This window comes from Leptospira meyeri (assembly GCF_004368965.1).
Taxonomy (GTDB): domain Bacteria; phylum Spirochaetota; class Leptospiria; order Leptospirales; family Leptospiraceae; genus Leptospira_A; species Leptospira_A meyeri.
On the sequence record NZ_SORO01000001.1, the window covers coordinates 1776637 to 1796198 of the forward strand.

The 19562-nt window shown below is 38.9% G+C and carries 18 protein-coding genes; 9 read left to right on the forward strand and 9 right to left on the reverse strand.

Translation table 11 applies throughout. The features are described 5' to 3' along the window. Nucleotides 1-2 precede the first annotated feature (2 nt). A complete protein-coding gene (locus tag CLV96_RS08225; protein WP_414534279.1) occupies nucleotides 3-2120 on the reverse strand; it encodes a sigma-54-dependent Fis family transcriptional regulator in 2118 nt (705 codons plus the stop codon). Nucleotides 2121-2367: 247 nt separating this feature from the next. Here CLV96_RS08225 and CLV96_RS08230 point away from each other — a divergent pair, with 247 nt between their 5' ends. Genes CLV96_RS08230 through yihA form a run of 4 tightly spaced genes read left to right on the forward strand, consistent with a single transcriptional unit; the run spans nucleotide 2368 to nucleotide 6231 of the window. After that, entirely contained in the window at nucleotides 2368-4296 is a 1929-nt protein-coding gene (locus tag CLV96_RS08230) for a GAF domain-containing SpoIIE family protein phosphatase (protein WP_004784421.1), read from the forward strand. Then, complete coding sequence (locus tag CLV96_RS20090; protein ID WP_004786993.1) at nucleotides 4293-4616, forward strand: tRNA lysidine(34) synthetase; 324 nt, start codon at nucleotides 4293-4295, stop codon at nucleotides 4614-4616. Before CLV96_RS08230 ends, CLV96_RS20090 begins: the two co-directional genes overlap by 4 nt. 26 nt (nucleotides 4617-4642) lie before the next feature. Then, on the forward strand, nucleotides 4643-5593 hold the full coding sequence (locus CLV96_RS08240; RefSeq protein ID WP_004784713.1) for a tRNA lysidine(34) synthetase: 951 nt from the start codon (nucleotides 4643-4645) through the stop codon (nucleotides 5591-5593). Between the two features lie 5 nt (nucleotides 5594-5598). Beyond that, a complete protein-coding gene (gene yihA, locus CLV96_RS08245; protein WP_004786466.1) occupies nucleotides 5599-6231 on the forward strand; it encodes a ribosome biogenesis GTP-binding protein YihA/YsxC in 633 nt (210 codons plus the stop codon). On the opposite strand, the gene CLV96_RS08250 is transcribed toward yihA, so the two are convergent. The 5 genes from CLV96_RS08250 to CLV96_RS08270 all read right to left on the reverse strand — a co-directional run bounded on the left by CLV96_RS08250 (nucleotide 6210) and on the right by CLV96_RS08270 (nucleotide 11266). Beyond that, complete coding sequence (locus tag CLV96_RS08250) at nucleotides 6210-6920, reverse strand: hypothetical protein (protein WP_004785770.1); 711 nt, start codon at nucleotides 6918-6920, stop codon at nucleotides 6210-6212. The two genes, yihA and CLV96_RS08250, sit on opposite strands and share 22 nt — an antisense overlap. A 126-nt stretch (nucleotides 6921-7046) precedes the next feature. Continuing rightward, nucleotides 7047-7730, reverse strand: coding sequence for a surface adhesin Lsa25 (lsa25, locus tag CLV96_RS08255; RefSeq protein ID WP_004787428.1), 684 nt, complete (start codon nucleotides 7728-7730; stop codon nucleotides 7047-7049). 13 nt (nucleotides 7731-7743) lie between these two features. After that, nucleotides 7744-9231, reverse strand: coding sequence for an Omp85 family outer membrane protein (gene omp85, locus CLV96_RS08260; protein WP_004784136.1), 1488 nt, complete (start codon nucleotides 9229-9231; stop codon nucleotides 7744-7746). A 72-nt stretch (nucleotides 9232-9303) separates the two neighbouring features. Beyond that, nucleotides 9304-9819, reverse strand: coding sequence for an acyl-CoA carboxylase biotin carboxyl carrier protein subunit (locus tag CLV96_RS08265; protein ID WP_004785431.1), 516 nt, complete (start codon nucleotides 9817-9819; stop codon nucleotides 9304-9306). A gap of 1 nt (nucleotide 9820) precedes the next feature. Further along, nucleotides 9821-11266 carry an acetyl-CoA carboxylase biotin carboxylase subunit gene (locus CLV96_RS08270; RefSeq protein WP_004785369.1) on the reverse strand — a complete coding sequence of 482 codons (1446 nt, stop codon included), beginning with the start codon at nucleotides 11264-11266 and terminating at the stop codon, nucleotides 9821-9823. Nucleotides 11267-11465: 199 nt separating this feature from the next. Here CLV96_RS08270 and CLV96_RS08275 point away from each other — a divergent pair, with 199 nt between their 5' ends. Further along, the gene (locus tag CLV96_RS08275) at nucleotides 11466-13361 is read left to right on the forward strand and encodes an LTA synthase family protein (protein ID WP_004786568.1); all 1896 of its coding nucleotides are present in this window, start codon (nucleotides 11466-11468) and stop codon (nucleotides 13359-13361) included. Here the strand turns inward: CLV96_RS08275 and CLV96_RS08280 are convergent. The 3 genes from CLV96_RS08280 to CLV96_RS08290 form a co-directional block, all read right to left on the reverse strand. Further along, nucleotides 13341-13655 carry a 7(1) septoil knot domain-containing protein gene (locus CLV96_RS08280; RefSeq protein ID WP_004787098.1) on the reverse strand — a complete coding sequence of 105 codons (315 nt, stop codon included), beginning with the start codon at nucleotides 13653-13655 and terminating at the stop codon, nucleotides 13341-13343. The two genes, CLV96_RS08275 and CLV96_RS08280, sit on opposite strands and share 21 nt — an antisense overlap. A 114-nt stretch (nucleotides 13656-13769) precedes the next feature. Next, complete coding sequence (locus CLV96_RS08285) at nucleotides 13770-14489, reverse strand: lysophospholipid acyltransferase family protein (protein ID WP_231292544.1); 720 nt, start codon at nucleotides 14487-14489, stop codon at nucleotides 13770-13772. 175 nt (nucleotides 14490-14664) lie between these two features. Then, nucleotides 14665-15783: an LIC11274 family protein gene (locus CLV96_RS08290; RefSeq protein WP_081581553.1), complete on the reverse strand. Its 1119-nt coding sequence runs from the start codon at nucleotides 15781-15783 to the stop codon at nucleotides 14665-14667. Between the two features lie 136 nt (nucleotides 15784-15919). Here CLV96_RS08290 and CLV96_RS08295 point away from each other — a divergent pair, with 136 nt between their 5' ends. The 4 genes from CLV96_RS08295 to CLV96_RS08310 are packed head-to-tail and all read left to right on the forward strand — an operon-like array spanning nucleotide 15920 to nucleotide 19505. Further along, nucleotides 15920-16798 (forward strand): DUF2225 domain-containing protein, encoded by an 879-nt coding sequence (locus CLV96_RS08295; protein WP_004786454.1) that lies wholly within the window; start codon nucleotides 15920-15922, stop codon nucleotides 16796-16798. A gap of 4 nt (nucleotides 16799-16802) precedes the next feature. Continuing rightward, entirely contained in the window at nucleotides 16803-17597 is a 795-nt protein-coding gene (gene truA, locus CLV96_RS08300) for a tRNA pseudouridine(38-40) synthase TruA (protein ID WP_004787454.1), read from the forward strand. Further along, nucleotides 17569-18207: a hypothetical protein gene (locus CLV96_RS08305; protein ID WP_004787518.1), complete on the forward strand. Its 639-nt coding sequence runs from the start codon at nucleotides 17569-17571 to the stop codon at nucleotides 18205-18207. Before truA ends, CLV96_RS08305 begins: the two co-directional genes overlap by 29 nt. Then, nucleotides 18207-19505 carry an LIC11270 family surface protein gene (locus CLV96_RS08310; protein WP_004784789.1) on the forward strand — a complete coding sequence of 433 codons (1299 nt, stop codon included), beginning with the start codon at nucleotides 18207-18209 and terminating at the stop codon, nucleotides 19503-19505. The genes CLV96_RS08305 and CLV96_RS08310 overlap by 1 nt, the downstream gene beginning before the upstream one ends. Nucleotides 19506-19562 lie beyond the last annotated feature (57 nt).

Genomic DNA, 19562 nt, shown 5'->3' on the forward strand with positions numbered 1-19562 from the left:
AATTAGTATTCGATATTCAGTTCTTTGATTTTTTTATCTAAGGTATTTCGATTGATACCCAAAAATTTGGCAACACGGGTTTTTGTATAACGAAACTTCTTCATTGCATATTGAATGAGTCTTGATTCTACTTCACTCACAACAATTTCCATTGCTCGACCATCAAGACCATCCAATTGTCCTGGTGTCAACCTGCCCGATCCTAAATCCAATGGTTCAGCTCCAGAGACTGATTCCACATGATTTAGTTGGGTCACTTCCGTTGGATTCTCTGGTAAATCATCTATACTAGATAAAATATCAGAGAAATCGTCCTCGCTTAAAATTTCATCTTGAGCAAGAACCACAGCCCTCTCGATTACGTTCTCCAACTCACGAACGTTACCTGGCCACCGGTATTTTAATAAAAGTTTTGAAGCTTCTCGAGAAATCCCTTTCACCACTTTATTATTGTCTTTTGTGTATTTTTCCAAAAAGTGATTCATAAGAAGTGGAATGTCTTCGACACGATCACGTAAAGGAGGAGTGTTGATCTTTACTACATTCAATCGATAAAAAAGATCAGCTCTAAACTTTTTTTCTGCAACCAGTTGTTCCAATTCCGCATTGGTTGCTGCAATAATTCGGACATCAACTTTTTTTGCTTTCGTAGATCCAATTGCTTCGATTTCCCTTTCTTGCAAAACTCGAAGTAACTTTGATTGTAAGTTTAAATCCATTTCACCAATTTCATCCAGAAAAATGGTTCCGGTATCTGCTAATTCAAATTTTCCTTTTTTATCTGTGACTGCACCCGTAAAGGAACCCTTTTTATGTCCAAAAAGTTCGCTCTCTAATAAATTTTCTGGAATGGCGGCACAGTTGATTTTGATAAAAGGATTCTCTGACCGGGAACTATTATAATGTATTGCATTTGCAATCATCTCCTTTCCTGTTCCCGATTCTCCCGTAATTAAGACGGAAGCTCTCGAGTCAGCAACCAGTTGGATTTTCTCAAACATCTTTTCCATACTGGCAGCTTTACCAATAAGTGATCCAAATTTATATTTATTCTTTAATTCACGTTTGAGTTGGATATTCTCGCGAGAAATTTCTTTTTTAGCCTCTTCCACCAAATTTTGAATTTTAATGGACTGAGAGATAATGGAAGCAACCACTTGAAGAAAATCCAAAAAGGATTTTAAATCTGTATGTTTATTTTGAACTATAAACGCATTTACGACACCCAACATAGTTTGTTCACTTAAAATAGGTGCGCACAATAAACTCACGTTATGTGGGTCATGTTTAAAATGGGACAAATACCCTACTCGATTTAAAAAATCAGGATGGCTTGCAACCGATTCAATGATGATTGGCTCTCCCGATTCGTAGACTTTACCTGTGATACCTTCCCCTGGTTGGTATGTCCCTTTATCGATTTCTTCAGGAGATAATCCTGAAGCCGCAACAATCCGTAGAAGCCCCTCTTCCTTATTAAATAAAACAATACTTCCTTTTTCCAATCGAAGAGATTTTTCCATCGTCACCATAATGGAATCAAATACTTCATTTTGATCTAAGGTGGAGCTAACCACTTTAGAAATTTCGATGAGCGTTGCCTGGATTTTTGTTCTCTGTTCTAAGCTACGAATGGTTTGCAGGTTTTTAAAAATCTGGCCAGCTTGATGAGCAAGAACACTTACAATTTCCAACATCTCTGCGGTAAATGCATTCAATCGATTTGAGTCGAGCGAAATGACTCCAATGATATCGTCTTCCACAATCATGGGAGCAACTAACTCAGACTTGATTTCTTCTTTGACTTGAATGTAATCAGGGTCTTTGGAAACATCATTTACGAGTTTTGCTTTTCCTGTGGAGGCAGCCACTCCCGTGATCCCTTGTCCAATTTTGAGTTTAGTTTCCCTTAACAACTGCTGGTTCATTCCACGAGATGTTACGGCGTCCAAAACCCCGTGTTTTTCGTCGATGAGCATGAGAGACCCAGATTCCACACCGCAAATTTGAATGCATCGGTCCAAAATCAATTCGAGAAGTCCATCCGGGTCTTGGGTGGAATTCATTGCAGTCGCAACTTCATGGATGGATTGGATGGGATTGAATTTTTTCACGCTCATAGTTCTTGCTCTTTAGTATTACGCTCTGCCTCGAAAGAATACAGAAAAACATTGTTGGTGACCAATACAGTATGCTTATTTATTAAACAAATAAACCATTTTTTAATCATATCTACCGACATCCTTCCGATTTCTGCAGAAAAAACAACATTTGCTTATAGATTAAGCATGAATCGTACCAGGTTTCTTCGATCTTGAGGAAATTCTTGTAGCTTATGAAAAAAGAAATCGAGTAACTTGGTTTAGGATGAACCGTGAGCCCACTGACGACCGGATTTGTTTGCTCTGTGCTGAATCCCAAGTTCCCAATGGGATCACAAAGAATGGGCGCTTTTTTTGCCAAACTTGTGATCGAGAATGGATTTTAGAAAAACGAAAAATCCCAAGGATTGGGAAAAACATCCTCTCTTCTCAGGAGAAAACAGAATTCCTCCTGGACAACCTTTCTTTATTCAACTCCTCCATGGGTTTAGAAGACTTAATGCAAAGGTTTACCGAACTTATCTCGGTCCGGCTAAAACGTGACAAAGTAGCAGTTTTCATCACCAATCTTGAGTTAGGTGAAATAAGATTAGTTTATTACTCTAGCCAGAAACGAACCTTACAAAGAGCCATCAACAGAATCGCCCTTGATTATGATTTAAGTTATGGAGTTTTAATTGAATCCATGGCAAAAGGCGAGCCGTGTTTTTATAAATTTACAGACCAAAAACATCCGTTTTACGAATTTTATTCAAAACTCACCGGAACCAAATCACAGTTGGTGATTCCTATTCTTTATGCGAATACAGCAGTGGGATTATTGACTATTGATTACGAAGAAGAAGATTACTCAGATTTTTTAGAAGACCAAGAAATATTACAACTAGTAGTTGGTCAATTTGCGGTATCCCTCAGGAATTCTCTGTTATTTTCTAAATCAGAAAATCAATCCAAGAACTTTCAAAGTCTGCACACAGCGGCACTCACGTTAAGCCAACTGTATTTAAACAATCATGATGAAATGATTCGAATGATTCTTCTCACTTTATCGGGAATAGTGGAGTCATCATTTACTTATTTAATGGAAAGTCAGAAAGGAGCTTCCAAAACAAAAATATTCAAACTCTACCGAGATTTAGAAAATTACCAAATCCATACAGAAACACAAATGATAGAAACGGATTCCATCGAATCTATCTTACAAATGAAAGAGACAATCGTCATGAATCCAACAGAACAACCTATTTTTCAAACCATAGGAATAAAAGGTAAAGAATCCATGATATTTCCAATCGTATTGGAAAATGGTACTCGCTGTGTATTTGTTCTCACAAAACAAGATAGTCGATTCCCACACGATGAAATAGAGGCTTTAAATGCTTTTATCTCATTAGCAAGAATCACTATGGAAAACTCCAACCTATACCAAAACCTTTCTAACAAAGAAAGACTGGAAAAAGAAATTGAAATCGCCAAGGAAATTCAAAGCACTCTTTTACCAAGAAAAGCCCCCGAAGCGGAAGGGTTTTCCTTTGGTGGTTTTATGGTTCCTGCCCGTGGAATCGGTGGGGATTATTATGACTTCATTCTATCACCTAACAGAAATGAATTGTTTATTTGTATTGGAGATGTGAGTGGGAAAGGTGTGGCTGCCGGTCTTGTTATGGCAACCGTTAGAACAATTCTTCATTCTCTGGTTCGTGTAAAAGATTCTCCCTGGGAAATTTTAAACGATATCAATAACTATCTTTATTCCAATTATAAAGAAGCAATCACCCCACGTTTTATGAGCCTGATTTTGCTTCGTTGGAATCTCATTACTGGAGAAGTCCTTTTTTCCGGTGCCGGGCATGGAAACTTCTATCACTACCATGCGGGGTTAAACTCCCTTTCTGTGATTGAAACAGAAGGTGTCATATTGGGAATCAAACCGGATATTTCCGAATTTCGCAATGAATCCAAACTAAAATTTGAATCTGGAGACACTATTTTATTATATACCGATGGAGTCACGGAAGCGCTGAATGCAAACGAAGTCCAGTTTGGGGAACAACAACTCAAGTCGAGTTTTCTCTCTTGTATCCAATTGGAGCCAAAAAACATCCTAGAGCGGATCTATGCGGAACTAAAAGAATTTGTCAAGGAACAGGAACAACACGATGATATCACTATGGTGGCTGTAAGGAAGATATGATCCCGGAAATTTCCACTTCGATTTCAAATCTTTTTGAGTTAGCCCTAGGCAGAATGGGGAACCGACTCCAAATTCTATGGGCAAAAAACAAAACTCAATTTCTCGTTTCTTATTCCGGAGGGAAGGACTCTTCCATTTTGGTTCTCTTTTGTCAGTATCTCAAAGAGAAATACCAAATCCCGTCTCCAATATTGTTTTATTTGTCTCACGGCATCCGTTCCATTGAATCAGAAGAAAAAGAGTTATTTCATTTTTTAGAAAAAACAAATTTTCCTTATTTTTTTGTAAAAAAAAAATCCCAAATCTTTCTCTTAAGCTAAAAAAAGGATTAGAGGAAACAGGTAGATTGGTTCGTTATCACGAACTAAAAAAAATTACCGATAAAAATCCATCCATCATTCTCACTGGACACCATTGTAAAGATTACACAGAATCTATTTTTTTACACCTAACGAGAGGAGGTGGAAAAAAAGCTTTTTACACTCTCCCTCCGTTTGACGGGGAACGTTTTTTACCTTTGGTTTTCTTTGAAGATAAAGAACTAGAACAACTCTATCAATTTGTTTCTAAACATATGCGAATTTTTGAAGATGAATCAAATCTAAATCCAGTTTATAAACGAAATCGCATTCGTATGGACTTACTTCCCATTTTAGAAAAAGAAAATTGGAACTTTCATAAAACTTATTGGAATTTTCATGACAGGTCCCAGTTAGATCTAAATTTTGATTTAAAACAGGAATCCGTTTCAAAGCCATCCCCTCATATTTTTCGAATCCCTCATGAAACTTGGGTTAGTCTTGGAGTAACCGCAAAAAAAGATCTTATTGATTTTCATTTAAAACTACTAGGTCACTATCCCCTATACAAGTCAGGATTTGAAAATTTTCATCTCCAATCAGAAGGAGAAAGGGCATTTTTAGAGAACAAAAATTGTTTTTTATACAAATCAAAGTTTGGTGATTTATTTCTTATCGATAAAAAGTCCCCCGCCTTCAAAAAAGCTGTCTCATTTCGAGAAGGTGAAAATTTATATATCGAATGGAATCAAAATAGGTTTAAACTATCTGACCCTCAAGAAAAATACAGTCTAGGGTCTTGGCATCATGGCCAAAAAATCCAAATTCGTTCAGGAAATAAGGAAATTTCAGAATGTATGCGAGAAAACGGAATTCCCTTCTTTTTAAGAACTTACATTCCCATTCTCTATTTTGACGGAGAACCTATCCAAATTTTATTTTCTCTGTTTTCCAAAAGCGAAAAGAATTATCCCAAACGAATCTATCTAGAAAGGTGAACTAGATGCATAAGTATTCTAAAGAAATTCCCTTTCCCGAAACTAAATTTTTCACTTCAATCGCCAATATTAATGAAAAAGAGGAATTGGACTCCGTACCATCCATAGCCTTTATGGGAAGGTCCAATTCGGGGAAATCAAGTTTACTAAACGCACTTTCCAATCATAGAGGACTTGCCAAAGTTTCAAGAACTCCAGGAAAAACTAAGCTAATCAATATTTTTAAAACAAAAGAGGGTTTTAATCTTATCGACTTACCCGGCTTTGGTTACTCAAAAGCATCACATAAAGAACATAAAGAAATGATGAAACTCTTGGAAGGATTTTTAAATTCTTGGAAACATCTAAAATTCTTATTTATCCTTTGTGATTCACAAAGAGAATTCCCAGAAGAAGAATTATCAACCATCGAAGTTGCCATGGAGAAAAAAATCAAACCAGTGGTGATCCGCACTAAAATAGACAAACTAAACCAAAGTGAACAACACCGTGTCAGAACGGAAATGGAATCTGCTATGAATGAAATAGGAATTCCGTTTCGAGTTTTTTATTTATCAGCAACTACAGGAAGGGGAATTGGAGAACTACGAGAATTTATTTTAGAGAATATGATAGATCAGACAAAGGTATCTAAATAATTTCCAACATTTGATTCTGTTTGAAGGTTCATCATTCCGAATAAATTGGATGTCATCATTTTACGGAAGTCGGTTAACAGAGCAAAGGTTTCCTTTAATTGTTCTTTCACGCGAATTAGCCTTATCTCTTCTTCTAATCGTTTTTTTTCAGATTCAATTTCTTTTAAACGTTCTTCTGAATGAACATCTGTAGATTTTTTCGTTTTTTCCGTTTCAAGCCTCGTCTCTAATTCTTTGATTTTAGATTCTAAATCTTTTTCATGAGACTTCCGTACCAGCTCTTTTGGGTCAGGTTTGGTTTTTTCCATCGATTTGGATTTTTTATCTTCATCTTCTTTTAATTGAAAAAGATCTTTGATAGACTTCCCATCAGAATAGGGAACAAGAGCTGGGTCTTCTTCCGATTGTGAATGCGGACGTGTCACGGCATGAGTTTCACCACTCACGGCCACCATTCGGCCATCTCTTAGTTCATAATTAATTTTTACTTGGACAGATTGAACCTCACGTCCTTCTCGAAAGGCTTGATTTTTGAATTCAGCCGCATGACCTAATTCATGAGAAATAACATGCAAAGCGGAGAGAGATTCAGGAGCACTTTCTAGTTGTCCATGTCCGACATAGTTCACCCTACGATCTTTCAGAAGATCGACATTCATACGACTGAATGGGGACTCATCTATTCTCATGGAAACCTAACCACCTAATGGGTACTTCGGTTTGTCTTAAGAAAATATTAGTAAGAAATTAGATTTTTGGAAAGCGAAAACTCTCCTGATGGGAACAGGAGAGTGGTAAAATGCAGAAATTAGGTCTTAAGGACCGGTGCGAATGCAACGGACATAATTTCTTTGCGTTTTGACGACATTCCTTTGGACTCCGTACGACTGTCTGTCGAAGGAAATGGCATAGGCAGTTTCCCCAGGAAGGTCCTCATGATTGGACCAAGCAGTCCAATAGTCTTCTTCTTGAGTGGAAGGAAAGAATTGGAGCGTTGCGGCCCGACCAGGAATCACCAATCGTTGGTATTCAATGGCGGTAGGAACACGCCAAGTAGCACCTAAATAATTGCTGTTTTGGCAAGCTGCATACAACTCACTTGTTCCAGCAATCCCGATGGAAGAAAATCCTTGGACCACTTGCGGGAATGCCACTGAGTTACAAGCATGAGTTTTGGAGTCACAAAATGCAACAGGTGCGGCACCAGCTCTGGCAGTATCGTATGGATTGAAAATAGAACCTTGTGGTGCCCCCAAACAATCATTAAATCCTGCACGATATACTTGGCCGTGCGTACATTTTTGCCAAACCAAATTGGCAACTGTATCAGTGATGGTTCCGTTTCCATTGTCACGAAGACTTTGGTTTGCGATGAGACCTGCGAAAAGTTGGTTGGTTTCTTCCGGGCTTAAACCGTAGACATCTTCTACTGGCTTCATTTCACAGTTCATGAAAAAAGATAAGACCAAAAGAGCGAAACAATATTGAATTTTTTTCATAATCTATGCCCTCCTAAAATATATGGTTAAAGTTAATGAAAGCTTGTCTATCTTCATTGGAAATTGCATAATCAACGTAGATAACAGTTGCTTGGTTCCAAGGAATTCTTAGACCAATACCTCTTGAGTGTTTGTAGTTTTTTAGGTTCGCATCTTCCGTACGATCCCATACTCGTCCCACATCGTAGAACGGAACCAATTGGAAGTCAAAGTGTTGTCCTCCAAATTCGGCCTCAGCAAACTTCCAACGAATTTCAAAGTTAGCAAATGCCATTGTTTGGCCAACAAATCGATCTTGTTTGTAACCGCGAATGGTTGTCCTACCACCTAACCCAGACTGATTGGTTTCTGTACCCCACATATTGCGGTATTCATAAAATGGTGCATCCCCATTGGTTTGGATCATGGTTCCACGAGCAGCGATCACAAACTTTTCCAAAATCTCAGGAGGTTTGTTTGTAAACCATTGCACAGGACTGATAAAAACACGGCCCGAAACTAAGTTTTTGTTAAATTCTGAAGTAGAACCAATCGCTTTTGTGGAGCGTTCATGAGTGTATTCTAAAAACAATCCACGGTTTGGATCTGGTTCAAAGTCACGAGTGTCATACACAATACCTGCACGGATGGTATTCGTATAACCTCCATTCATACCTCGAATCTTTCCATCCTTGTCATCCCGAGTAACTTTGGTTTCTCCTTGCGGAGTTCCAACAGTACGATCGATATCAAGAAGTCCTAAAATTCCATCAGCAGGGCCTAATTGAGCATCGTTATATTTCCCATCATAAGTTCGAATGATTTGTTTGGAAAGACGAACCCCTGTTACCGTACGAAGTGTTCCACCAAAGAAGGAATATTCACCGGAAGTACTAAAGTTGGGATTTTCAATATCATAACGATTGTATCTGTGATCACTGACAACAGGAGCTTCACCAACGCCGGCATCTCCAGGTCGACGATAGTTCAGATTGTTTTCGTAATCTGAAAATAGTGCGTTCCTTCTGATTTGACCACTTGGGTCATTTCTCTCTAAGTAAGAAAGAGGTTGAAGGGTATTTTCTCCAATTCCAAAATAAAGGGAATTCGGATTTCTATCATAGATTAAGTCGGCACGAAGTCTCCATTTTGTATCAAAGATAAATGGTGCATCCAAACTGAGCATGTGGTAAGGAGCTTGTTTGGTTGTATTAAAATATTGAGCAAATATTCGGAAACGATACGGAGTGTATTCAAACAAAGGAGACGACTTCGTCCCGTTGTAAAAATAGAGCACCCGTGCTCCGTATCCAATCCCCACGTTCGGATCGGAGTTGATGAGAGGAAGGCCGGTGAAATACCCTCCCTCTTTTTTAATCTTAAAGTCCCGCTCACTCAACCTCTTCTTTTCAGAGATTTCAAACGGAAGGTCCGTACGAGGTGCCCGTTCCTGAGCGAGAACCCCGTGAAAAAAGGAAAAAAACAAAAGAAGTGTAAAACTTCTAACTATATAATTGTACATTCTCAACCTGTTAGCCAAAGAAACTGCCTTATGGTGGGAAGTTTGAAAAATATGTCAAATAGATTCGAAAATTTATGTTTTTTCCGGTTCGATTCTGTGTAATATGATGAGCACCTCGTCTTGTTGGACAAGTTCACCTTGTGCTTTTCGAATTTCTTCCACTCGGCAAGCGTACGGTGCCTTAACAGCGTTCTCCATTTTCATTGCTTCCAAAATGAGAAGAGTCTCCCCAGGTTTGTGTTCCTGTCCCACACTAGTAGAGATTTGCACTACTTTTCCCGGCATCGGACTTTTGATTTCAGGGGATGTTTGTCCTCCACCTTCATACAAACGTTCGGTGAGTTTTCCACTCCATGTTTCTCCTTTCCAATGGAGGAAAATTTCATTTCGTACTTTCAGGTAATTTAATATAGATCCATCTAACATGGTTACAGATTGTAATGAATTTGTATTAGTGGATGAAATTTCTTCTTTGATTAAATTTTCTAGTTTGAACAAAAAGGATTTTGTTCCAAACCGTACTCGAACAGAGCCACCACTGACAAAAACAGAAGCAGGGCCCGACTTTGTTTCAAATAAATAATCCATGTTAGATGGTTTCCTTAGACCAAGGGTTGGCTGGTTCCTTAGAAGTAAAAAAGGTTCCACTCAAAGCTAATTTTAATTCTTCTTTGGTATTATCAGATAAAAGTTCAACTTCATTGTCAGCAATGAAGTGAGTTGAAACCTTTCCTTCTGCAAATTCTTTGGCTGATACCAATTTTTGCAAAAATTGAAGATTTGTCTTTGGTCCAAAAACTATTGTCTCCGACAAACATTCAATCAATCGTTGAATGGCAGTGATTCGATCTTCTCCCCAAACAATCATTTTTGCAATCATTGGGTCATAAAACATTGTGATCTCTGATCCGGAAACCACACCAGAATCAATTCGTAGGTAGTCTCTTGTCGGAAAAGATAAATGATGGATACGACCAATTGAAGGTAAAAAACCTTCTTTCGGATCTTCGGCATAAATTCGGACTTCCATCGCGTGTCCTTTTTGAGATGGAGTTTGTAATTGTGGCAATGCCTCTCCCTGACAAACTCGAATTTGCCATTCCACTAAATCAAGACCCGTTGTCATTTCTGTGACTGGATGTTCCACTTGTAACCGAGTGTTCATCTCAAGAAAATAAAACTCTCCTGATTCACCTAATATAAATTCTACGGTTCCTGCCCCTTCGTATTGCACTGATTTTGCGGCCATTACCGCTGCTTCAGACATTTTAATTTTTAAATCTGATGGGTATCTTGGAGCAGGAGTTTCTTCTACAACTTTTTGATGTCGTCTTTGTAAGGAACAATCCCTTTCGTGTAAGTGGATGATGTTTCCTTTTGTATCCCCAAAAATTTGAAATTCTACGTGTCTTGGATTTGTAATGTATTTCTCTAATAAAATGCGATCATCACCAAAAGCAGAAAGAGCTTCCCGTTTCGCGGATAAGATGCCCGCTTCCAATTCCTCAGGGGAGTTGATCCTACGCATTCCTTTTCCGCCACCACCAGCACTTGCCTTTGCCATAATGGGGTATCCAATTTTTTCTGCTTCTTTTTTGAATACAGAAATTTCTTGAGAAGCGCCTTCGTATCCTGGAACCACAGGAACTCCACTTTTTGCAACTAACAAACGTGAGCCGATTTTATCTCCCATCGCCTCAATGGAGTGGGGTTTTGGTCCGATGAATCGAATTCCATGTTTTTCTAATTGAGAAGCAAAGTCAGTATTTTCTGACAAAAATCCATAACCTGGATGGACTGCATCCGCACCTGTCGCTAGACAAGCCTTCACGACTTTTTCAACATCTAAATAGGATGAACGTGCATCTGTTCCCCCTAAAGAGAACGCTTCGTCCGCAGACTGAACAAATAGACTTTGTGCATCTGGATCGGAAAAAACAGCAACCGTCCTTATCCCCATTTTTTTTGCAGTGCGAATAACCCGAACCGCAATTTCACCACGGTTGGCGATGAGTATTTTTTGGATTGGCTTCATGTGAGTAGGATCAAAATTAATGTGCCGTGAAAATAAATCAACAGAAAGATAGGAAGTCGATTGACCATCTCCTTCGTCGGCATATTCTTTTTTTATTGTGAAACTCTTCCCTTCTCTCAGATTTTCGGATCGAATTTTCCTAACATATCTTTCTTTTGCATTTTTAACTCTTTTTCTACATCGCGTTCTATTTTTCGTAGTGTATTCATATCGATTAGAGGAGTTTCCATTTTTAGTTTTATTCAAAGCTTTTTTGATTGGCTTTCGATTTGATTGGGTTACCATTTCGATTTTGTTAGTTGGATTTTACCTTCTATCTCTTTGGGACAATGCCTCTAGATTCAAACCTTATCGGCAGTTTTGGATCATTACTCCTCTTGTGCTATATCCATTTTGTTTGATTCATTTATTTGCAGATTTATTGTATTTTGAAAATGCAAACAAACACATTGGATATGAAGCTATTGTATTTTTAGGTGATTTGGATGTTTTGATCTCTTCTGCCATTGAAGAGGCACCTTTCAAAATCTTTTTGTTTTTAATTTGTATTGGGCTGTATATTTTTGGAATTCGATATTGGTTTTCCAAACTCAAAATCTCAGAAAAACGAAACGAAAAAGAATCGTTTCGATCCAAATCACTCAAGGCCATTCTCTGGATTCTTTTTTTCTTTATTGGGCTTCGAGGAGGTCCTCAAGAATCTCCGTTACGTGCGAGTGAAGCCATTATCTCTGACGATTCTTTCATCAATCAACTTGCGTTAAATGGAATTTATACAACCATCAACGATTTCAAAAGCCAATCCATCCCCAAACATCTTAAAATGTCTGATGAAGATATGTTGGCAGTGGTTAAGGAAGAAATTTCTTATGAAGGTTCTGCATTTATGAATGATCCAGAGTTTCCACTGGTTCGAAAGATCCAAGGTATTCCGGGAAAAAAACCGATCAATGTTGTGTTAGTCATCCAAGAATCTTGGACAGGAAAATATGTTTGGCCAATCTCGGATGGAATTTGGCTAGGAAAAGAAGTTACACCGTTTTACAATAGTTTGGCGAAAAAAGGGCATAGTTTCCGAAAATTTTATGCAAACGGGGGAAGGACAAGCAATGCTTTACTTTCCATCCTTACCAGTGTTCCCGACAGACCTGGTCTTACGGCCATCCGCACTCCACAAATTCTCAGTCATTTCTCTGCCATTGGAAATTTATTCGCAGGGTTTGGATACCAAACCAGTTTCATTACCGGTGATGATTTAAAATTCGATAGTTTAGCTACCATCTTACCGCACTTTGGATTCCAGACTCTAATTGGAAAAGAAGACTTTCGAAAATCAGGAAAGTATAAAATTGGTGCATGGGGTTATGACGATGAACATCTTTACTCAAAAGCACTAGAAGAAATGGATCTTTATCAAAAAGAAAACAAACCCTTTTTAATGACCATTCTTACAATGACTACACATTATCCATATAAGGTGCCAGACTCAAAATATGAAATTTATAATTCTTCAGTAACAGATTTTGATTATCTGAATACGTATCATTATTCTGATTCTGCCTTGGAAACATTTATGAAAGAAGTACAAAAACGAAAATACTATGAAGACACAGTTTTTGTATTTGTAGGAGATCACACTCACCATAGGTATTTATCTTATTATGAAGACAGAATGGTTCCTTTTTTATTATTTTCCCCCAAATACATAAAACCAAAGTTAGATGAAAGAATCGCTTCTCAATTGGATGTCCTTCCTACGATTTTGGGAGTGGTCGGAAAAGAAACATACTTTGCTGGTTTTGGAAAAGATATGCGTGCCGCAAACGTAAAATCCGGTAGTACGTATTTTGCCTATGGTAGTGCTTGCGGCTGGATTGATGAAGAAAAAATTTTATACCAAAGTGTGGATGGAGACACTCAGTTTATTTTTCAAATGATTCCACCGTATGGGGAAGATCCGGCCTGTAACCCTAATCGTAAAAACTGCTTTCGCCAAACGATTAAGGCACGGGCTTTCTTTAATTTATCTTTAGAGCTCATGAACCGTAACTCAGTTTACCCTTTAGAGGGGTCTCTAAGGTACACCAGGAAATGAATCCACATACTTCACTTTGAAATCGGGAAAACTAGTGACAATCTGCACTTTAAAATCAGGGAAAGAAGTAACCTCTTGCCACTTACCGCAGTCAGAAGGAAAACTACTCACCCTTTGCACCTTTAAATCAGGAAAACTATCAACGATTTGCACTTTAAAGTCTGGGAAACTGGTCACAAACTGAACCTTTCCTGCCAATTTTTTTCCTTTAAAAGTGCAATCGGAACCAACTTCCCCCGCCCAAAGACCCGTGGAAAACAAAACAACAATCACCGAACCAACAATTTTATTCATATGCTCTCCCAATTTTTTAGAAATAAATTTTCGACTTAAAAATTGGGTTGTCAATCCATTTGTATTAATATTTGGATTCAAATATTAGGGAGAAATCTAAATATAAAGAGATACCTAACTAAGTTTTGTCCTTTCTGCCTCTGTCATGGCATCTAACTCTAGTTTCTTGGTATGCATCAAATTATATAAATACGTTTGAAATTCTTCCCAAGAAGTAAAATCTGTAGGATCGTGGGAACCCAAACCCAAATAACCTACCACATTTCCCTTTTGGTAGTTTTGGTAAGTGGTAACTCCAGATTTTAGAGCCACAAACACAGGGATTTTTTGATCAAAGGCAATCTTCACCATTCCTTTTTTTAGGGGAAGGATTTCTTCCGAATACGTATTTTTCCCTTCCGGGTATACAATGTACGAAGTTGTTTTTAAACCTTCAATTAGGTTTTTTACGGAAATGGCAACAGACATGGCCTTTGAGTTATCAAAAACTTGGGAACCCATAGCCACCATCCACCAATAAGCAAACCATGCTTTTTTAATGACCTGATTTGCCAAAAATGGTTTACGGATCACATAACAATCATAAGGAAAATCCATCTCGTTAACATGGTTTAAAAAAATCATATGTCCTTTTTGTGGAACATCGATTTCGTTAAATACGATGAGTTTCGTTTTTGTAATCTTTAGAACATCCTCAGCCCAAATTTTGGTCCCTTCCAAAAACTCTTTGATACGTGCTTCTTTATTCCCTGTGACTGAACGATAGATCCCTCTGATCAAATAGGGACTTGCTTTACCAAAAACAAGAAGGGTGATTCTTAAGTAAACCTTCATCACCAAACGCCCGTAGTGGACACTCAGTCCATGTAAATTTTTCTTAATGAGATCGTCAACGACCGGAATTTTCGCCATAGCAACAATTAGACAAAAGAGGTCATTCTGTGGAAATAAAAAAGCCCAAGAAAATTCTTGGGCGTCAGTATCTGGAAACGGTGTTAGATAACGTTTCTTATTGTTGCGGAGTGGAAGTAGCTCCAGCGGCAGGTTTTGTTGGGACATTTAATGCTTTTTTGCGTTCTTGGTCATACTTCATGAACACCATATTGTTTGAGTCCAAATCGTATACGCGACCTCTTACGTCAGCATGGTCCACACGGTATTCTTCTGGAACACGAACGTCAAACATTGCTTGGATTCTATGATCAAATTTGACATATGGGTTTTTTGAAAAATCATATGTAACGCCATCAACCTTAACTGGTTGGCCTTCCACAGTGGCACCGTTTTCATCTTTGGATGATTCTGATTTTGCTTGGGCATTGTTCAGGTAATAGTTGTCATATGGGTATTTCAACTTATAGATGTTAATTGCATTTGCTTTGGAATCGCGAGCAAGGTTGATCGCACCAAAATATAAATCAATCCGATACTTTCTGTGAGATGGTTGAAGTTTTTGGTGTTTTTCTAGATTCTTTTCCACTTTCAAGGCATTCGCTCTTGCTTCTTTAGCAAGACCTAAGTGTTTGTAACCTAATTCCAAGTTTTTCTCAATGTCATATTTATTATAACTGTAGTGAGCTTCTTTTGGATCATACATACGGCGTGAATACGGAGCTTCTCTTGGAATGTCCATCACGTCTTGACGAAAGTAAGATCCTTTTCCATATTCAATGGAAATATCAAGAAGGGCCTTATCCATAGGATTGTTTGGATTTTTTCTTTCCATGGCCGTTTTCATCATTTCTTCTGCACGTAAAATGTAGAGTTGTGAAAGTTCTTCCGTCATTTTTTCGATACCCAATTGGCATTCCAGAAAACGTTGGTAAGCAGAAGGAAAGTTACCTTCGAAGTGGTACTGTAAACCTTCTTGGTAAATCCGTTTGGCTTCGTTGTATTTTTTCATACGGAAACCTTCTTTCCCTTCCGGAGCATTGAGTTCCGTCGGTTTTCCTTCTGGATCTTCTCCACGGAAATTTTTTACAATTGGCTCTAACTCACGTAGATAAGTTAGAAGTTCAATGCGTTTGTGATATGATTTACTAGAGACTGATTCTGCAAACACAGGTGCCTGCATCAAAAGACTCGTCATGAGAATAAGAAGGGATTGTTTCATTGCGCTGCCGTTCATTCCGTTTCCGTACTTTCCTTCCTTGAAAGAATCTTACAAGTAATTTCGGGGTGGCCCCTGTGAGTATTATCGGAGATTTCTGATATTGGATTGACAGATTGTATTTTAAAATTGAGCCTTTTCCTAGATTTTTCCTATGTCCCTAGCCGCTGCCCAGTCCAAAAAAGTATCTTTTCGCGCCAAAGAGTCCACAGTCTGCCCGATTTGTGATGAAAATCACCAAAAGGAACAAATGTTTCAGGGTGGTGGCCGACTCATCGCCGGGAAGTTGGCTCAGGATTTACGTCGTTTATACGAAAAAAACAAAAAATTTGGTCGTGTGAGTCCTCTGGATTATGTCATGACAGTCTGTCCTCGTTGTTTGTATTCTTCCTTCCCCAAGGATTGGAATTCTTTGAACCCCGCTGACAACGAAGCCATTCGAATGGCTACAGATGCTCGCAGAAGTTATATTGAAAAAATCCTTGGACCTCTAGATTTTACTCAGGATCGCCAAATTGTGTTAGGTGCTGCCTCCTATTTACTTGGGATGGACTGTTACCAACTTCGCGGTGCAAGCGTTGCCCCTACTCCCAAAAAGGCCGTCTGTGCCATTCGTGCTGCCTGGTTTTTCTCAGACCTTCACGATGAGTTTCCTCACATTGGATATGATAAAATCAGAGACTTACTCTACCAAAAAGCAGCGGTAATCTACGGTTATACACTGGAGCTGATGCAAAACGGAAACGAACCTGTAGACCAAGCTGCGGGGATGTTAGGTCCTGATACAGATAACAACTGGGGATTTGATGGAGTCATTTATCTCAATGCATTCTTAACAAAAAAATTCAAAGACCAAATGGCACCAAAACCAGAAGACCAAGTTTTGTTATTGTCTCGGGCCAAACGAACACTCGCAAGATTGTATGGTTCGGGAAAGGCTTCCAAAGGAAAACCTGGCCCTATCGTAGAAATGACTCGCGAATTGTATGATGAGTACAATACCATTTTAGAAGCAATGGGAGGCGAGAAGTAAGGGTTTGCCCAACTACGCTCTTCTCGTCGAATTCGACGGAACACATTTCTATGGTTGGCAGAAACAAAAAAATTTACCAACAGTCCAGGCTGCCATTGAATCTGCACTTTCCATTATCTTAAATAAAAACCCCGCCTCACGATTGTCAGTTGCTGGAAGAACAGATACTGGGGTTCACGGGCTTGGCATGGTATGTAATTTTAAAACAGAATTTCCCATTCCCAACTTTCATAAACTGCTCGTATCCATCAATGCCCTCACTCCCAAAGCGGTTTCTGTCAAAAATGTAATTGAGGTTCCAGCAGAATTTCATTCTAGGTTCAGTTGTACTGGAAGAGAATACATCTACAAAATTTATTACAGTAAATATGAAAGTAGTTTTATAGAAGGTAGGGCCTTCTGGGTCAAACACCATGTCGATTGGGATTTGGTAGAAAACCAACTCACAAACCTTGTGGGAGAAAAAGACTTTCGGTCCCTCACCAAAGCAAAGTCGATGGCGGGTAAACGGGCAGTCAGAGAAATCTTTGACATTCGTTTGGAACGATTGACACCAGATTGGATCCAAATCCGAATCCGGGCAAATGGATTTATGCACAATATGGTTCGTATTACAGTAGGAACTTTACTAGACATCGGGAAGGGACGTTGGAAATCTAGATCCATCGGCTCTATTTTGGAAGAGAAGAACCGTTCGACGGCAGGAATGACACTCCCGCCGGATGGACTCTATTTCGTCCGTGCATATTACGAAGATTATCCGGAAATTCATGAATTGTATCAAATCGCTCTTCCTTAGCCTATTTCTTGCTCTCACTCTTTTTTCCGGTTTTCTTTCTGCACAAACCCTAGAAGAATACAATAAACGCCGGTATGAAATCGGTGGTTGGGTGGGTGCAGCCAATCCTATGCCAGGAACTCCCACAGTTCGTGTGTTAGAGACAACTCTTGGTGGGGGTTTTTATGCCCGGATGCCATGGCCTTGGATTTTTTATACAGAAGTGGGTGGATCCTACGCTGTTTTCCTCTCTAGATCAGAAAGAGCTCTTACTGCCATGCCTCTTTATGCAGCTTTGGCCTATAAAATTCCAATTGAATTGCCCATTCAATTTTTTATCAAAGGTGGTGGTGGGTCATCTTATGTAGTAGCAAGGCCGTCTGATACGGCCCGTTGGAATCCTTCCGCCTTCGCTGGGTTAGAAGCCAGTTTTATTGCTGGTCGTAGGATCCGAATTGGGGTTCGATTGGATTATCACAAGATTTTCGAAACACAACTAGATGTGCCAAACCAATACCGATATCCTCTTTCTAGTCCTTACGACGACCCGCGTTTACAGAATCCTGCAAACTACACCTTGCAGAACGTGGACTTTTTCTATTTCGGTCTAACGGTAGGAGTGTTATTTTAGTGAAGTCGTCATCTCTAAAACTTTTTATCCTAATCCTAAATGTTCTTATTTTTATTCATTGTAAAACCAAACTAGATTTAGGTGAGGAATCAAAACTTCCGGTAATCTCTACTCTATTCAATAACAGAATGTTATTGCTCCTTAAAGGAACATATGCCACTGACAATCCACTCGATTGGGCTGAACTCAATAATGGAACTGGCGATTTGTATGTAGACTCGCAGGGGGATGGACTTGATCCCGTCATGACTTTGGTTAACCAACCCAAAGCAGGAAATGTTCCCATCTTTTTGGATATTGGAGAAGTAAGAATTTCAAGTAAGTATCTGAAAGGTCTGAACGAACTCACACAGATTCGGGATACTGTTGATTCAAATAAATTCTGGGACTATATTGCGCCTAACAGACAAGTATTTTGTACTGTTACCTATTCTTTTGATAACAATACATGCACGGAAAGTAACGGAATTCTAAAAGCGTCTGATTTTTTTAATGGGATTGGTGCGCAGTTTCCTTCCAACGATCCATCCTCACAAACAGAAAGTTGGGAATCGGCATTGTTAACTGGTCAACCATGGCTTGGACGTCAGTATTATTATGCTGCCATTTATTTTCGGTCTCTTGTGACTGGTTATGCCCTTGATGCAGGAATCCCAGTGACAGGTCGTTTTGATAACAGACCCATTGTCAATGGCCTGAACATTGTCCCGCGAAACAACTATGTGGCGGGAACCACATCAGCTGCCAAAAGCAGCATTGTTCCTAAAATGTTTCCTGCTTTGTATACCCAACTCCCGACCCAAGCAGATATGCAAATTCGGGATGGATTTGATCCTTACATCTTAGAAGTAAGAATCAATCTAAAAGAAAATTTGATGTTACACTCTTATCTCACCAGCCGATCAACAGTTGTCACTTATGTGGGTGTGAGTGACATCTTCTTTGACCATAAAGGGGAAGGTGACGCAGGTGGAAATATATTGACAAGGGCCCGAGTCATTTATCCAGAGACGGCATCAAGCCTAACTATTTCTGGAGGCGGGAACTCTTTGTTACATTATTATGGGATCTTTCGCTCGCAAGAAACCGAATTTATTAATGTTTTACCTTTAGCAGCAACCCCTGCCAAACAAGGTGCAAAAATAAAATATCTTAATCCAGGTACTTACAAAGCTGTCTGTTTAGGAGATTTATCTAAACAGGACGGTTACCCGGACACTGTAGTACGAGAGACTACATTTAACATTCCCGAGTATCCGTTCAGACAAACATATAACATTGATTTGACATGCCCCTAGTAAAAAAATAGTTTCTCTTTTCAATTTTACTTTTTCTCTAAAACCGTTTTCGATGAA

Coding starts and splice junctions, on each gene's coding strand:
- CLV96_RS08225 (WP_414534279.1), bottom strand. CDS start 2,120: ATGAGCGTGAAAAAATTCAATCCCATCCAATCCATCCATGAAGTTGCG.
- CLV96_RS08230 (WP_004784421.1), top strand. CDS start 2,368: ATGAACCGTGAGCCCACTGACGACCGGATTTGTTTGCTCTGTGCTGAA.
- CLV96_RS20090 (WP_004786993.1), top strand. CDS start 4,293: ATGATCCCGGAAATTTCCACTTCGATTTCAAATCTTTTTGAGTTAGCC.
- yihA (WP_004786466.1), top strand. CDS start 5,599: ATGCATAAGTATTCTAAAGAAATTCCCTTTCCCGAAACTAAATTTTTC.
- CLV96_RS08250 (WP_004785770.1), bottom strand. CDS start 6,920: ATGAGAATAGATGAGTCCCCATTCAGTCGTATGAATGTCGATCTTCTG.
- lsa25 (WP_004787428.1), bottom strand. CDS start 7,730: ATGAAAAAAATTCAATATTGTTTCGCTCTTTTGGTCTTATCTTTTTTC.
- omp85 (WP_004784136.1), bottom strand. CDS start 9,231: ATGTACAATTATATAGTTAGAAGTTTTACACTTCTTTTGTTTTTTTCC.
- CLV96_RS08265 (WP_004785431.1), bottom strand. CDS start 9,819: ATGGATTATTTATTTGAAACAAAGTCGGGCCCTGCTTCTGTTTTTGTC.
- CLV96_RS08270 (WP_004785369.1), bottom strand. CDS start 11,266: ATGAAGCCAATCCAAAAAATACTCATCGCCAACCGTGGTGAAATTGCG.
- CLV96_RS08280 (WP_004787098.1), bottom strand. CDS start 13,655: ATGAATAAAATTGTTGGTTCGGTGATTGTTGTTTTGTTTTCCACGGGT.
- CLV96_RS08285 (WP_231292544.1), bottom strand. CDS start 14,489: ATGAAGGTTTACTTAAGAATCACCCTTCTTGTTTTTGGTAAAGCAAGT.
- CLV96_RS08290 (WP_081581553.1), bottom strand. CDS start 15,783: ATGAACGGCAGCGCAATGAAACAATCCCTTCTTATTCTCATGACGAGT.
- CLV96_RS08295 (WP_004786454.1), top strand. CDS start 15,920: ATGTCCCTAGCCGCTGCCCAGTCCAAAAAAGTATCTTTTCGCGCCAAA.
- CLV96_RS08305 (WP_004787518.1), top strand. CDS start 17,569: ATGAATTGTATCAAATCGCTCTTCCTTAGCCTATTTCTTGCTCTCACT.